General features: G+C 39.8%; 14 protein-coding genes. 10 read left to right on the forward strand and 4 right to left on the reverse strand.

What is annotated here, in order from left to right:
- Positions 1 to 8 precede the first annotated feature (8 nt).
- From AC4MC0_RS06805 to AC4MC0_RS06825, 5 genes are all read left to right on the forward strand, one after another.
- Positions 9 to 1,124: an ABC transporter permease gene (locus tag AC4MC0_RS06805; protein WP_336000299.1), complete on the forward strand. Its 1,116-nt coding sequence runs from the start codon at positions 9 to 11 to the stop codon at positions 1,122 to 1,124.
- A 175-nt stretch (positions 1,125 to 1,299) separates the two neighbouring features.
- The gene (locus tag AC4MC0_RS06810; protein ID WP_418655275.1) at positions 1,300 to 1,944 is read left to right on the forward strand and encodes an RluA family pseudouridine synthase; all 645 of its coding nucleotides are present in this window, start codon (positions 1,300 to 1,302) and stop codon (positions 1,942 to 1,944) included.
- 136 nt (positions 1,945 to 2,080) lie between these two features.
- Positions 2,081 to 4,918: an RNA polymerase-associated protein RapA gene (rapA, locus tag AC4MC0_RS06815; protein WP_491887407.1), complete on the forward strand. Its 2,838-nt coding sequence runs from the start codon at positions 2,081 to 2,083 to the stop codon at positions 4,916 to 4,918.
- A gap of 159 nt (positions 4,919 to 5,077) precedes the next feature.
- Positions 5,078 to 5,344 (forward strand): PAAR domain-containing protein, encoded by a 267-nt coding sequence (locus AC4MC0_RS06820; RefSeq protein ID WP_004980182.1) that lies wholly within the window; start codon positions 5,078 to 5,080, stop codon positions 5,342 to 5,344.
- 139 nt (positions 5,345 to 5,483) lie between these two features.
- Positions 5,484 to 6,299 (forward strand): alpha/beta fold hydrolase, encoded by an 816-nt coding sequence (locus AC4MC0_RS06825; RefSeq protein ID WP_336000304.1) that lies wholly within the window; start codon positions 5,484 to 5,486, stop codon positions 6,297 to 6,299.
- Positions 6,300 to 6,337: 38 nt separating this feature from the next.
- On the opposite strand, the gene fabR is transcribed toward AC4MC0_RS06825, so the two are convergent.
- The gene (gene fabR, locus AC4MC0_RS06830; protein ID WP_004693528.1) at positions 6,338 to 7,033 is read right to left on the reverse strand and encodes an HTH-type transcriptional repressor FabR; all 696 of its coding nucleotides are present in this window, start codon (positions 7,031 to 7,033) and stop codon (positions 6,338 to 6,340) included.
- Between the two features lie 140 nt (positions 7,034 to 7,173).
- On the opposite strand from fabR, the gene AC4MC0_RS06835 reads away from it, so the two are divergent.
- Positions 7,174 to 8,241 carry a ferredoxin reductase gene (locus AC4MC0_RS06835; protein WP_490768720.1) on the forward strand — a complete coding sequence of 356 codons (1,068 nt, stop codon included), beginning with the start codon at positions 7,174 to 7,176 and terminating at the stop codon, positions 8,239 to 8,241.
- Positions 8,242 to 8,255: 14 nt separating this feature from the next.
- Positions 8,256 to 9,350: a fatty acid desaturase family protein gene (locus AC4MC0_RS06840; RefSeq protein ID WP_078389684.1), complete on the forward strand. Its 1,095-nt coding sequence runs from the start codon at positions 8,256 to 8,258 to the stop codon at positions 9,348 to 9,350.
- Positions 9,351 to 9,386: 36 nt separating this feature from the next.
- Here AC4MC0_RS06840 and AC4MC0_RS06845 read toward each other — a convergent pair whose 3' ends face one another.
- The 3 genes from AC4MC0_RS06845 to AC4MC0_RS06855 all read right to left on the reverse strand — a co-directional run bounded on the left by AC4MC0_RS06845 (position 9,387) and on the right by AC4MC0_RS06855 (position 11,576).
- Entirely contained in the window at positions 9,387 to 9,587 is a 201-nt protein-coding gene (locus AC4MC0_RS06845; RefSeq protein ID WP_004693524.1) for a hypothetical protein, read from the reverse strand.
- Between the two features lie 160 nt (positions 9,588 to 9,747).
- Entirely contained in the window at positions 9,748 to 10,404 is a 657-nt protein-coding gene (locus AC4MC0_RS06850) for an HAD-IB family hydrolase (protein ID WP_176537769.1), read from the reverse strand.
- A complete protein-coding gene (locus AC4MC0_RS06855; protein ID WP_004980175.1) occupies positions 10,371 to 11,576 on the reverse strand; it encodes a DUF1615 family protein in 1,206 nt (401 codons plus the stop codon). Before AC4MC0_RS06855 ends, AC4MC0_RS06850 begins: the two co-directional genes overlap by 34 nt.
- A gap of 408 nt (positions 11,577 to 11,984) precedes the next feature.
- Between AC4MC0_RS06855 and AC4MC0_RS06860 the strand changes: the two genes are divergently transcribed.
- The 3 genes from AC4MC0_RS06860 (at position 11,985) to AC4MC0_RS06870 (ending at position 14,256) form a co-directional block, all read left to right on the forward strand.
- Positions 11,985 to 13,160, forward strand: a complete 1,176-nt coding sequence (locus AC4MC0_RS06860) for a type I restriction endonuclease (RefSeq protein ID WP_078426819.1) — start codon at positions 11,985 to 11,987, stop codon at positions 13,158 to 13,160.
- A 392-nt stretch (positions 13,161 to 13,552) separates the two neighbouring features.
- Positions 13,553 to 13,768, forward strand: a complete 216-nt coding sequence (locus AC4MC0_RS06865; RefSeq protein ID WP_004693517.1) for a hypothetical protein — start codon at positions 13,553 to 13,555, stop codon at positions 13,766 to 13,768.
- A gap of 278 nt (positions 13,769 to 14,046) precedes the next feature.
- Positions 14,047 to 14,256: a cold-shock protein gene (locus tag AC4MC0_RS06870; RefSeq protein ID WP_004693516.1), complete on the forward strand. Its 210-nt coding sequence runs from the start codon at positions 14,047 to 14,049 to the stop codon at positions 14,254 to 14,256.
- Positions 14,257 to 14,402 lie beyond the last annotated feature (146 nt).

A 14,402-nucleotide genomic window follows, 5' to 3' on the forward strand; every position in this document is an offset into this window, starting at 1 on the left:
ATGGTGTTATGGCAACGTTAATGCACTGGTTTGGTTATCTTTGGGTACTGATTCGAAAAGAGTTTTTAGCCATTTTAGTCGATCCTGCCAATCGAGTGACCTTAATCGCGCCTGTATTTATCCAAGCGGTCTTGTTTGGTTATGCCGCAAGTTATGATGTCAATCATGTTGATTATGCTGTGCTGGATCAAAGCCGAAGCCAAAGCTCACACCAATTCCTAGCACATTTAGATGGTTCAGGAATTTTTAAACGAACGTCAGATTTGCAGAATAATCAGCAAATCCAACAGGTGATTAATGATCGAACAGCCTTGGCAGTCATCACCATTCCTGCTGATTTTGAGGATAAGCTAAATAATCAAGAGTCTTCGCCGATTCAAGTGATTTTAGATGGGCGAAACTCATCAACTGCAAGTATGGCGGGCTCCTACATCAGCAGTGTGGTGGGGCAGGTCAATCAAGAGCGTTTGGGAACCAACTCCGCGATCACGGTACAAGCGCGAACATGGTATAACCCGAATGTCGAGTCGAGATGGGGCATCATGCCATCTCTGATTGCAACTTTAAGTATGATGCAGACACTGTTACTTTCGGCACTTTCAGTAGCACGCGAGCGTGAACAAGGGACTTTTGATCAGCTCTTGGTTACACCTTATACCCCGACGCAGATTATGATTGGGAAGGCCATGCCGCCGATTATTATTGGAGTTATTCAATCTTCCATCATTTTGGCAATTATTCTGTTCTGGTTCCAGATCCCGATGAATGGCTCCTTGACCTTACTTTATTTTGGATTATTTGCCTTTAATATTGCCGTTGTGGGGGTGGGACTATCGATTTCAGCGATTGCACTGAATATGCAACAAGCCATGCTGTATACTTTCTTTTTGATCATGCCTTTGACACTTTTATCTGGTTTACTAACTCCTGTACAAAATATGCCTGAAGTATTGAATTGGCTGACTTATGCCAACCCGCTACGCTTTGGAATAGATTTGGTACAACGGGTGTATTTGGAAGGTGCGAGTTTTGCGCAAGTGAAATGGGACTTTGTACCGATGTTGGTATTAGCCATAATTACCTTGCCTTTGGCTGCGTGGTTATTTAGAAATCGTTTGTCATAAGAGAGTGATATCTCTTATGTCTCATTTATGGATACAGACTGTGATTCGGCGTTTGACGTTAAATAATGCAATCAATATCGGTTCATGATTAAAAAAAACGATTTTTGCATTGTATTTCTGGCTTAAGCTTTTTATTATTGCCCGCTTGTTTTCGCGATCAGCTTGGAATGGAACCTTGAGTAATTTTCTAACCGAACACCTGATTCATCGAGATGAAGACTTTATGGTCATCCATAAGCCTGCAGGTATACTCACCGTTCCGGGGAAGACAGAAGACTTACAAGATTGTATGATCAATCGTTTAGTCAAACTAGAACCTAAAACTCTACTAATCCACCGTCTTGATCGCGATACCTCGGGTATCTTGGTTTTTGGTCTCAGCCGTTGGGGACAAAAATCCATTTCTCGTCAGTTTCAAGAACGCCAAACCGATAAAACCTATCAAGCGATTGTGGCTGGTCATTTAGATGGTCAGGGCACTGTTGATGTGCCTGTGATTTATGATCCATCCCGTCCGCCGTTACATATTGCAGAGCTCAGTCATAACAAGCCTGCTGTGACTGAGTGGAAAGCCTTAGAACATTTTGAAATACAGGGTCAGCCCGTGACTCGTGTGGCGCTCACCCCTATTACAGGACGCTCGCACCAGCTTCGTGTGCACATGCAGTTTTTAGGTCATCCTATCGTCGGAGATACGCTCTATGCTGCGCCTGACCAGCAAGATTTGATGCCGCGTTTGTGTTTACATGCAGAGCGTTTGAGTTTTCATCATCCCCAAACCAATGAACGTATCGAATTTATTTGTCCAGTACCATTTTAAGTACGTGGAATCATCAAATTTGCTCACTTTTTTAGTGAGCTTCATGTCAAAATATATTGCTTAAAGGTGTATAATTTTGCTCAAATATCAAACAATGTTTGAGCATTAAATTTGCAGTCCTAACTTGTAGATAAAGGTGGAAAAATTGCAGCAGTTTGCTATTGGTCAACGTTGGTTATCAGATACTGAAACGGAACTAGGTCTAGGAGTTCTTATTGATGTAGATGAGCGATCTGTCAGCATCTTATTTCCTAAAAGTGATGAAACACGTGTATATGCACGGAATAATGCACCTTTATCACGTATCATTTTTAACGTGAACGATGAATTACAAGATCAAGAAGGCACCAAGTGGACGGTTGAATCACATGAAGACCGTCATGGTGTAGTGCGTTATAACGTTGTTCGTCGCTTAGAAGATGGCACGGAAGAGCGTAAATCACTGAATGAGACTCGCATTGGTGCTCAAATTCAGCTGTCTAAACCGCTTGATCGCTTATTGGCAAGTCAAATTGACTATAAAGAATGGTACGACTTACGTATTGAAGCGATGCTGATGCAAGCCAATATGAAATCGAGCCCTTTACGCGGTATGGTTGGTTCACGTGTCGGTCTGATTCCTCATCAGTTGTATATTGCACACGAAGTGGGTCAACGTTTTGCACCCCGTGTCCTTTTAGCCGATGAAGTCGGCTTAGGTAAAACCATTGAAGCTGGATTAATTATTCATCAACAACTTAAAACGGGCCGTTCAGAACGCATCCTAATTTTGGTGCCTGATTCACTGCAATATCAGTGGATGATTGAAATGCGTCGTCGTTTCAATTTGAACTTCTCATTATTTGATTTAACCCGTACGGCTTCAATCAAAGAACATGATCCTGAACTTAATCCATTCCTGACTGAACAATGCATTATTGCGTCAATTGATTTGATGATTGACCATGATGACTTGCGTGAACAAGCTTTAGAAGCGGGTTTTGACCTGTTAGTGGTCGATGAAGCACATCACTTGATGTGGAATGAAGAAGACGGTGGTAATGACCGCTATGACTTGATCGAAGAGTTAGCAGAAAAAACACCAGGTGTTTTACTGTTAACGGCAACTCCAGAACAGCTGGGTGTGGAAAGTCACTTTGCGCGTTTACGTTTACTTGACCCACAGCGTTTTAGTTCGCTGGATCGTTTCTTGGATGAAGAAACCCAATATCAACAAACTGCAAAAATTGCTGAAGTACTGATGTCAGATATGCCACTTGAAGAAGGGCATTTGGCTGCATTGGAAGGTTTGCTAGGGCATCGCATTGAAGATGCACCCGAACAACGTTTCCGTGCCATTCATGAGCTTTTAGACCGTCATGGTACAGGGCGTATTTTGTTCCGTAATACCCGTGAGGCCATTCAAGGCTTCCCAGGTCGTGACTGTCAACCTGCACCTTTGCCTGCACCAGAAAACTGGTCTAAAGACGGTAAATTGCGTGAACAAATGTGGCCAGAAGAAGCGCAGCTTGACGGTGCGTGGATGGAAGCTGACCCGCGTGTCATGTGGCTCATGGAAAAACTACGTACAGACTTAAAACATAAAAAAGTGTTGCTTATTGCACGTACTGGTCCCGTGGTTGAAGCACTTGAAAACGTACTCCGTTTACATGCGGGTATTCGTACTGCAATGTTCCATGAAGGCATGAGTTTGCTTGAGCGTGACCAAGCGTCGGCTTACTTTGCTGAAGAATCTTATGGCGCACAAATTTTACTGTGCTCTGAAATTGGTTCTGAAGGTCGTAACTTCCAATTTGCATCAGATTTGATTTTATTTGATTTGCCTGCAAACCCTGATGTACTTGAACAACGTATTGGCCGTTTAGACCGTATTGGTCAAGAAAATCGGATTCAAATTCATGTGCCGTATTTGATTGGTACAGCGCAAGAACGTATGTTCCGTTGGTATAACGAAGCATTAAATATTTTCAGTAATATCTCGCCAACTGCGCAAACTTTACAAGAAAACTTTATTGTTGAATTGAAAGATTGTTTACTGACAGATAAAGGTCAGCAGTTTGATGACTTACTCGAAGCGGTCAGCGTACAACGTGAAGCCTTAGAAGCAGAGTTGCAATCAGGTCGTGACCGTTTGCTTGAATACAACTCATGCCGTCCAATTGTGGCGCAAGAAATCGTGCAAGCGCTTGAAGAATATGATGACAATACCACTTTGCCAATGTTTATGAAGCGCTTTATGGCGTCGACAAATATTGATTTTGACGAGCAAAGCAACGGTACAGTCATCATTAAACCAACCGATCAAATGCAAGTTCAAGGTTTAACCTTGGACGAAGAAGGCATGACTGCGACCTTCTATCGCGATCAAGCTCAGATACGTGAAGATGCTCAGTATTTAACCCTTGAGCATCCGTTTACTGAAAGCGTAATGGAAATGATCAACACTCAAGGTTTTGGTAGTACCAACGTTGCAGTGTTGAAGTCAGCTGCTTTACCACAAGGTTCGGTATTGTTGGAAGTGTGGTTTAAGGTCGATGTGGTTGCACCGAAAGCATTGAATTTGCCTTCAAGCTTACCGCAGCAGCTGGTTCGCGTTTTGTTAAGTGAAAAGGGTCAAGACCTGTCGCAGAAAATTGCGCCTGAAATCTTAAAACCGTACTTGCATCATTTGGATGGTAATAGCTGTCGCCAAGTCGTGAAAGCACGCCGTGAAGTGATCGAGCAGCGTTATGTACAAGCATTGGAGCTTGCGCGTGCGGCTTTACCAAGCTTTGTGCAACAGGCGAAAGAAGTTTATGGTAGCAAGTGGCAATACGAAATTGACCGCCTGACTTACTTAAAGCAGTTTAATCCGAGTATTCGTGAAGATGAAATTTCACGCCTACAAAAACTGCAAAAAGAAGGTCTCGGTTTGCTCGATGGCCTATCGGTTACACCAGAAGCAATTCAAGTGATGGTTGTGGTTAAACCATAATTGGAATTGCTGTATGAAAAGCACCTTCGGGTGCTTTTTTAATGAATTTTAAAAAAGGGATGTCTAAGTTGTATTTGAAAAGTAATTCATTGAAATTTTAAGCGCTTGCTTATGCTAGAATTTTCGCCATTAAAACTCTAACGTTTCGAACAATAAATTATGTCTAAAGCTCTAGTAACAATGGGTTCAAAAACAACACATGGTGGCATCGTCACTGAGTGTGAAAATAGTTTTGTGATCAATGGCATTGCTGTGCATTTAAATGGAATGAAGCACTTTTGTCCTAAGTGTCGAATGGTGGTTTCTGCGATTGCAGCAGATCAGAGTACAACGGTCTTGGGGCGTGCTGTGGTGATTGCAGGAGACAAAACCAACTGTGGCGCTACTTTTTTAGCTAATCAGAACTTAACTGTTTCTGCAAAGTGATCTCAGATCTATCCCAGAATATTTTTAAAAATTGGCCGAAGTGATCAAAGTCCATGACTTAGGATTCATCCTGCGCCATTTCGTTTAGTTTGAAAAACGATTATGGTAAATAGGCTATAAAACAATAGATTTGAATGACATGAGCAAATCAGCCTTACACTTTACCCATGCAAACGGCATTCCCTCGGGCAGCTATCAAAAATTTTTCCAGTTTTTGAATAAAGATTTTGATGTCAAAGCGATCCCGATGATTGGCCTAGATCCGCACTATCCTGTGGAATACCGTTGGGAAGCGTTGGTGGACCAAGTTATTTCAGATATTGAACAGCAGTTTCCACGGCAACAAGTGATTGGTTTAGGGCATTCTTTTGGCTCTTTACTTACACTTATGGCGGCTTATAAAAAACCACAGTTGTTTTCGCAAGTGATTATCATGGACCCACCGTTTGTGATTGGTTCTAAGGCCTTTTTATTTGAAGCGTTACAAAAGCTGGGATCAAAGTCCATTGAAAAACTCACCCCAGCCGCGGTGACCGTCAAGCGTCGTGATCATTGGGAGAGTGTTGAACAGGCCAGTCAGGCGCTCAGACCGAATCGTATTTTTAAAGACTTTGATGAACAGTGTTTTGCAGACTTTATAGCGTGTGGTTTAAAAAGTGATCCGACTCGAAATGGGGTGACGCTAACCATTCCGAAACATACTGAAGCTGAGATCTTCAGGACAGTGCCTGCATGGTGGTGGCGTACCCCACGCAAAGCACCTGCTATGCCGATTCATGTGTTGACTGCAAAAGATAGCCATTTCTATAAGCAAGGTTTACCCCAAGGGATGAAAAAAACCTATGCGATCGACTATAGTGTGCTTGAAGGTGGGCATATGTTTCCGCTAGAACAACCGAAACAGACCGCAGAATTTGTGCACCAGCTCATTAAAGAGCAACAGCGAAACAAATAAGAAGATATTTCAGCGAATCTGTTGGGTGTAATCACAGATTAGCGAATCATCGCTTCATCCAAATGACGTGAACCTTCCAAAATCATGCGAATCATGATCATGGTTTGTTCAGCCATTTTTTTACGCTCTACGCTTGGCATATCAATCACTTTGGCACCCATATTGAAAACCAATTGGGTGATTGCCATGGACACCAATTCAGGGTGGAAGAGTTTGCTATTATTTAAACGTTCTAAACGAATTAAATCATCTTTGAGTTCTTGTTGGAAATAATTTAACTGTCTTTCGACCGCATTTTTATAAGATGCCGAACCCGTATATGCTTCGCGTAAAAGCAGGCTTAAGTTGCCATCATCAGCATCTAGTTGTTCAATAAAAACTTCGACTGAGCTACGAATAATACTTTCTTGGCGAATGGCCTTAATCCGTGCTTCATGCAAAATTTGGCGTAGCACAACACCTGCACGTTCAATCAACTCAATAGCAAGTTCATCGGTATCTTTAAAATGACGATAAAAACTATTCGGCGCAATGCCTGCTTCACGTGCAACTTCGCGCAAACTTAAGGATGCAATACTTTTTTCAGGACCAATCAAATTTAAAGCAGCTTGAAACAGTTCATCTTTTGTAATCGTTGCTTTTCGACCAACACTACGTGCAAGCACTGGTGCATGTTTTTTTGAAGCTTCATGCTCTGTGTTGGTTGTATGGGTTTGAATGGTGGTCGGTGTCATATTTATCAAGCAATTAAATCAATCGGTTCATTATAGCCCCACTGGTCGGCATTGTGAAACTAAACGAAACAATCAGAGTATATATACAAATATATATACATGTGTATAATAATTAAAAATCTATGGCGTGGTCCTTTACTATGCAGATCCTTGAAAAAACTAAATCTCCTTTAACTGAGTATGCTGAGAGTGTTATAGACCGACACACTGCTAACTTTTGGCTTCAAAAAATCAACCCACTTTGGTCGATACACCAAGCTTTGGGTAAAGTGGTAAAAAAAGAGCAAGTTGCACACGATATGGTGAGTTTGACGCTGCAAACCAACCGTCATTTTCAAATGGGGCAAGCGGGGCAACACCATCCTGTATATGTCGTGGTTCAAGGCGTACGTTATGAACGTACCTATAGTTTGACCCAAATTGATGCGCAACATGTCTTACTGAATGTAAAAATGGTAGACCAAGGTAAGGCAAGTCATTGGCTATGTGAGCAGGCTCAAATCGGCGATGTTTTAGAGTTCGGCCAGCCTTATGGCGATATGCAATTGACTGTAAATGATCAACAGTTAATTTTACTTGCTGCGGGCAGTGGTATTACCCCCATGCTGAGTTTACTGAAACGTTTGGAGAAGACAGGGAAGCTTAAAAAGCAGCCTGTACATTTGATGTATTGGGTGAAAAAGCATACTGATGCAGCTTTCAAAGCATATTTTGAACCGTTGGCAGCGCAATACTCAAACTTCACATTCAGCATGTTTTATACCCAAGAGTCAGATGAAGGTGAGCGTTTAAATCAAAACCATATGTCTGGGCTGGATCAGATTGAAAATGCAACGGTATATGCATGCGGCCCTTCAGGTTTTGTGGCTACGGTTGAGCAGCTTTTTGCTCATGCCAACACCTTAAAAACTGAAGCGTTTAGCATGAGTCCATTTGCAAATGATGATGTTGGTTTCGTGAATATTACCTTAACAAAGTCGAAAAAGATTTTAAGCATTCCAAAAGGTCAATCCATTCTTGCAAGTTTAGAACAGCAAAATGTGAAACCTCAACATGGCTGCCGTATGGGAATCTGTAATAAATGTGCCTGTAACAAAGTGGAAGGTTCGACCAAAAACTTGGTCAATGGTGCACAAAATTCTGAGCCTGGAAATTTTCTAAAAATCTGTGTCAATACGGCACAAACCGATCTTATTGTCGATTTATAAGGGGAATAAATACAATGAATATGCCTGTTAAAGTTGAATATTTTAAAAACCCGAAGAATCGTGAGTTAACGACATTTGAGTTAGATGAACTTGCACGTGAGCTAGATGCCATCAAGCAAGAAGTACTGGATGATATTGGCGAGAAAGATGCGCAATATATTCGTCGAGTCTATGCAGCGGTGCGTTATGCATCTATCGCAGGTCGTGCATGTTTATTTGCAGGTTGGTTTCCACCTGCATGGGTGCTGGGCACGGGTTTACTGAGTTTTGCCAAAATCATGGAAAACATGGAATTAGGTCATAACGTGATGCACGGTCAATATGACTGGATGAATGACCCTAAGTTTAATGGTCAAAACTATGAGTGGGACATCGTAGGTACAGCAGACAATTGGCGTCAGACTCATAACTACAAGCATCATACCTATACCAATATTAAAGGGATGGATGATGACATTGGCTATGGTCTGCTTCGATTATTCCCAGAACAACGTTGGAAACCGGGCTTTTTATTGCAACCGATTTATAGCATTCCATTTTGTTTGTTGTTCCAATGGGGCGTTGCGATCCAAAACTTGGAATTAGGCAAATACTTCAAGGGGCGTAAAAGCAAAGCGCAGACTTTAGCCGAATGGAAACCTATGCAGCGCAAAATTGGTAAACAATTGTTTAAAGATTATGTGTTTTTCCCACTCATTGCAGGACCTGCGGCGTTGCCTGTCTTTACAGGGAATTTGGTTGCAAATGGTATCCGTAATATGTGGACATTTAGTGTAATTTTCTGTGGTCACTTCACCAAAGATGTCGAAGTTTTCCCGAAAAAAGTACTGGAAAATGAAAGCCGTGGTCACTGGTACATGCGCCAAATTCGTGGTTCGTCGAATTTAACCGGTTCAGAAGCATTCCATATTTTGACAGGGCACTTAAGTCATCAAATTGAGCATCACTTATATCCAGATGTACCTGCGCGTCGTTACCGTAAAATGGCACCGAAAGTACAAGCGGTGTGTGAAAAGTATGGCATTAACTATAACAATGCCAGTCTAGTAAAACAGTATGGTAGCGTCATCAAACGTATTGTGAAATATGCGTTTCCCTTTAAAAAGTAAGTAAAAAAGCCACTTCATTTGAAGTGGCTTTTTTTGTTATTTACTAAATTGACGTAATGTCTTTACCAGATGATGGTAATCACCTTGTTTGGCGATATTGAGCACATGTTCAATTTCGTGTTTTAACCATTTTTGTTTTGAAGCATTAAAAGCGAACTGCGCCAATAATACAAAGGGACTTTCACCGAATTTGATCGAAAGACCTTTGACATACTTGGGTGGAGATAACTGTTCCATACTGATGCCTTTTTATAATTTAAGTGGAATGGTTCTCAAAATATTTTTATTAGGCAAAATTTATCATAAATATATTTTTTGGTAAATAAAACACACTGAATTTTAATAATAAATATTTTTAAAAATTTAATATGGCTAATTATTAATCTATTCTTAATAATTAGCTTATTTGGCGATGATTTGATGTTTCTGACAAGTCGGGAAGACTTAGATCTGTCCCTACCAAATAGCTAAAATCAGCCAAAGACAGCATTTGTTTATCTTCAATACTGTTTCCATAAGCATAAACGGCATGGTAACTGTCTAGCTCATATTTTTCTTGGATACGTTGAGCTTTGTACTCACAACTACAGTCCGCAGTCAGATAACGCCCTGTATAGCGTTGCTGGTCTTGTTCAACTTGGGTACAGATCAGATCGATTGAGAGGATTTCACACACATATTTTAAATAGATATCAATCGAGGCAGAGACCAAAACGACATCATCACCTAAACTTTGGTGTTGCTTCAGTTGGCTATAGAGTGCTGGGTTGAGTCCTTTGATTAAAAGTTCTGCATAGCGTTTTGCATAAGCGTCAATTTCGCTCACTTCAGCTTGCTTAAACATCGCATGGAAGAGTTTAGAGCGCATATGATGGGCAGGATAAAAACCTAAATAATAACTTTGAATATAAGGCAGGACTTTGAAGCCTTGTAGGGCAATATGTCGTTTTGAATGTACGTAGAAGATGAACCCCGTAAAACTGTCTTTGTCATACAAGGTGCCATCAAAGTCAAATAAGGCTAGATTTTTATGCGCTTTGCACGTTGCATGCATGTTTGATAACGTCCATTGACACGAGTGGCAAACCAATTGGTATTGTAGTCACGGCTGAGCTTTGGACCAGAAATGACGACTTCTGGCATCATGGCATAGAAAGGTTCTTTTTTAGTGACTTCTTGATAAAGCTTAGCCACAGCGCGATAGGTTGCTGTATCTTCAAATTTCTTCTCTTTCTCTTTTTTCAGGTCAGAGCGAATTTGACGTGGAGTAACCAAAATATTGTGCTGAGCGAAAACGCTGATGAGTTCACGTTCTGATTGACTCTTTGCAGATTTAGGTGAGCCATCTTTGCCATAAAGCAACAAGTCACCGTCTAAATCAAGTTCAGCTTCAGTTAAGTCATTTAACATACTTTGGAAAGCTGCATTTCGACTTGAGTACATACCTGAGTTATAGTCGGCAAAACGGTAGAGCGGTTTGTCATAGTCAGCAGGGTACATCATCAGTCGGTGAATGCCATAGTACAGACCACCATATTGGCTATAAAGGTCTGTACGTAGGTCAGCCATGCTGCCACCTTCACGTTTATTATCTTTGGCATAACCGATATGCACTTGCATTGAACCCAACGTGGTAATCGGGTTCATTTTTTCGCCTACGTCCTGACCGACAAGTTTGGCTGCACCTGTGAGTGCACTGACGTGATAGTGCTTTGACATATAGTCAAAAATTTCACGGTACAGTTCATCCAGTTCGCGTTCTGTTTTAACGCGGCGCATTTGGCTTAAATAGTTATCTTCAGGGCTTGGCTGCTCTTTTAAAACCTGTTGGAAATAGCCTGCAATGGTGCCACCAATGGCATCGCCGAGCTTATCTTTAAATTTTTCATCTAAGCGATCTTGGACTTCTTTAACCGCTTTTTCACCTAAACCATAAACTTGTGGATCTGCAACAAAGTTAGACTCTTGATCAACCACGGCAATGATCGAACACATATTTTCTTTGTTTTGCGGAATACCAAACTGCTCTGAAATGTCATAAATATCTTCAGCCCATGAACGGCGGTCATTTACGCGTCCGGGAATGATGCGTGCGATTTGTTCAGCATTGAGCTTAGGCTCATCATCTGTCCACCATGAACGATCACCGCAAGCAGTTAAGCCTATAGATATGGCCAAGACACTCAGTGTTTTTAAACCAGAAGAAAGAAACAGCTTTTTATTCATAAACAGAGAACACATGATAAAAGGTGAGCCGAAACAGCAGGTGCAGTATACTATGTCGGTCGAAAAAGTGATGAATTTATATGTATATTGGTCGGTATCAACTGTCAAATCATTTGATTGTTGTTCCGATGGCAAGTGGGTTGGGTTATTAAGAAGAATGAATAGTATTCAGTCTGTTATCGGTTTTATTGTGGTGCAAAATTTGTGCAATGGATTGAGGGGAGCATAACTCATGACGCTTCCATTTCTTTGAAGTTTTTTTTAATAAATCAAACAGAAAATAGTTCAATGAATAGACTGTAATGACATTCTAAAAACAAATTTAAATTAATATTTGAAAAATAAAGTAAAAGGGTTAAGATCTAAAATTAGATCAAAAAATATACTTGAAATAATAATGAGGGGAATATGGAAAATTTTATTAATAGACTAAGAAGCCATATTGAGCATGTGAAAAAAGTAGGGGGCCACTGTACTACAGAAGAAACAACTAAACAGGCTTTAATCCTTCCTCTATTAGATATTTTAGGTTTTAGCCCTTATGACCCGACCAAGGTGCTTGCAGAATTTGCAGCTGATTTTCCAGGTGTGAAATCTACAGAAAGAGTTGATTATGCCCTTTACTGTAATGGGCAACCTGTAATGTTTATTGAAGCAAAACCTTATGTTGCTAATTTAACGAATCATGCTCCGCAGCTATCTAGATATTTTAATAGTAGTTTAGGAGTGACGATTGGCGCGATCACAAATGGTAAAGAATGGAGATTTTTTACTGATTTAATTAATCCAAATGTGATGGATGATAAGCCATTTTTAACAGTTGATTTTACGAAGAATAAAGCCGAGGATTTGACACAGCTAGCTGAGTTTAAACATGATAATTTTCATGTAGAAAAGCTACGCTTTTTTGCTGAAGAAAATCAATATATCCAGCAGTTTAAAACTGTAATAAAAAGAAGTATTAATGAAGTTGATATTGATTTTGTTCGCTATGTGGCTCAACAAGCAAGTATTCCTCGTCAATTAAACACTAAATTTTTAGAGTCAATTCAGCCTTTTGTAAAACAAGCTGTTGAGCAGTCAATTAGTGATACCGTTGTTAAAGGACTATCTTCGCCTACAATTATTACTGCCCAGCCAGTTGAACAAAAAGTAGAAGTAGAGGAGACTATTGAGATTGTGTCTGAAAGCTCAGCGCTAGCTGACATTGTTAACTCTGAAAATGAAAGAATTGTGACTACTGTTGATGAACAGGAATTAAGTCGTATTGTGACAGAGCTCTTTCCTGAAGTTGAGTTGGTTGCTAAAGACACAGAAAGCTATTTTAGCGTGCTGTTTCAGAATAAAAATAATCGCTGGTTATTTAGATATGATGTAAATCGTAAGAGACCAACCATTCAGTTTGCAGTAGCAATTGATGACTATCGAAAAAAAGAGTTAGAGCGGGCAGGATTGGAAGTGCAAAATAACGGTCAAGTTTTTTTAGATAAACCTGAACACATATATAGAGCCGTAGGCATTTTAAAAGATTGCTTGGATTACTGTAGTAACGATGACAACTTTAAAAGAGCATCTAATTCCTAATAGAAAAAGCCACTTTATAAGTGGCTTTTTCATAGCACAGGGCTTTGTTGCACAAAGATTTCATAACTATATGATTTTAAAAGTTTTGATTATTTTTTGATCCAAAATTAAATTTATTTAAATCAGATGCTTACATATTTATGCAACAAAGCCATAGCACAGTAAAACTTCATACTTGAGAGATAGGATAGATCTTATTTTGTCATTACAAGTCATCCTTGGACGTGACCGTCGTGCAAAGATATCAAAATGATGTTTCTAATTTTCGATGAACTATGAATAAGAGTTATGGAGTACAGCCAAAGGCTCGATAACAATCCTCAAAAGCTTATCAAAGAGTAGGCTTTTTTATTTGTGCTATAGTTTAATTGTTACTTAGCAGGCAGAACAATATGAATATCTGTATTGGTGGTGACTTGGATGGTCAAGTAGTGATTTTAAATAAGATGCGATTTAATGCAAAAGAGATAGATCAAAATAAATCATCGAGCTATATCAAGCAAAAGTACGTTAAGGGCGATCAAGTCTTTAATTTTTGGCGACATGCAGAAATGAAAATATGGGATGTTACTCATCAAGTTGAGTTGATTTTAGGAAAGAAAAATTAGCTAGAAGTGGGCAAATAAGCTTTATTCGCTTTTAGTGAAGATTTTCTTATCAATATGGATGAAAAAGCATTTCATATGGGGTTGGGTGGTAGCAATAAAATAATATGTTAAGGTCTATCTATTGCGCGCTAAAAAGCTTATAGTGATAGTGTATTAGAATTATTTATTTTATTGTATTTACTAAAGTTATTTCGCAATTGATTCAACTCTGCGGTTTATCCGATGTATATGATTTAAAAGATTAATTCTTATATTTTTCAAAATTTAAGAGAATATTTATGTCAAACATTACAACTGGTACCGTTAAGTGGTTTAATGAAACTAAAGGCTTTGGTTTTATTTCTAGCGATACTGGAGAAGACGTTTTTGCACACTTTAGCGAAATCCAATCAAACGGTTTCAAAGTGTTGAATGAAGGTCAACGTGTTCAGTTTACGATTGTAGCTGGCAAAAAAGGCCCTCAAGCAAGCTCTATCACAGTAATCTAAGAATATTGTGAATTAAAAAACCCGCTTCAGTTAGCGGGTTTTTTAATGGCAGCTTGTTTACTACTCAGTTGTTAAGGCGTCGTACGCTCACTATCTTTAAGCGGTGAATGGCTTATTTAAAAAATATATGAACAAATATTAATTTA

Source organism: Acinetobacter sp. CAU_H_S139_7, from assembly GCF_058599305.1.

Excerpts from the sequence above, each read along its gene's own strand:
- AC4MC0_RS06850 (WP_176537769.1), bottom strand. The coding sequence starts at position 10,404 with ATGCATGCAACGTGCAAAGCGCATAAAAATCTAGCCTTATTTGACTTT.
- AC4MC0_RS06855 (WP_004980175.1), bottom strand. The coding sequence starts at position 11,576 with ATGAATAAAAAGCTGTTTCTTTCTTCTGGTTTAAAAACACTGAGTGTC.
- AC4MC0_RS06835 (WP_490768720.1), top strand. The coding sequence starts at position 7,174 with ATGCAGATCCTTGAAAAAACTAAATCTCCTTTAACTGAGTATGCTGAG.
- fabR (WP_004693528.1), bottom strand. The coding sequence starts at position 7,033 with ATGACACCGACCACCATTCAAACCCATACAACCAACACAGAGCATGAA.
- AC4MC0_RS06870 (WP_004693516.1), top strand. The coding sequence starts at position 14,047 with ATGTCAAACATTACAACTGGTACCGTTAAGTGGTTTAATGAAACTAAA.
- AC4MC0_RS06845 (WP_004693524.1), bottom strand. The coding sequence starts at position 9,587 with ATGGAACAGTTATCTCCACCCAAGTATGTCAAAGGTCTTTCGATCAAA.
- AC4MC0_RS06820 (WP_004980182.1), top strand. The coding sequence starts at position 5,078 with ATGTCTAAAGCTCTAGTAACAATGGGTTCAAAAACAACACATGGTGGC.
- AC4MC0_RS06825 (WP_336000304.1), top strand. The coding sequence starts at position 5,484 with ATGAGCAAATCAGCCTTACACTTTACCCATGCAAACGGCATTCCCTCG.
- AC4MC0_RS06840 (WP_078389684.1), top strand. The coding sequence starts at position 8,256 with ATGAATATGCCTGTTAAAGTTGAATATTTTAAAAACCCGAAGAATCGT.
- AC4MC0_RS06865 (WP_004693517.1), top strand. The coding sequence starts at position 13,553 with ATGAATATCTGTATTGGTGGTGACTTGGATGGTCAAGTAGTGATTTTA.
- AC4MC0_RS06805 (WP_336000299.1), top strand. The coding sequence starts at position 9 with ATGGCAACGTTAATGCACTGGTTTGGTTATCTTTGGGTACTGATTCGA.
- AC4MC0_RS06860 (WP_078426819.1), top strand. The coding sequence starts at position 11,985 with ATGGAAAATTTTATTAATAGACTAAGAAGCCATATTGAGCATGTGAAA.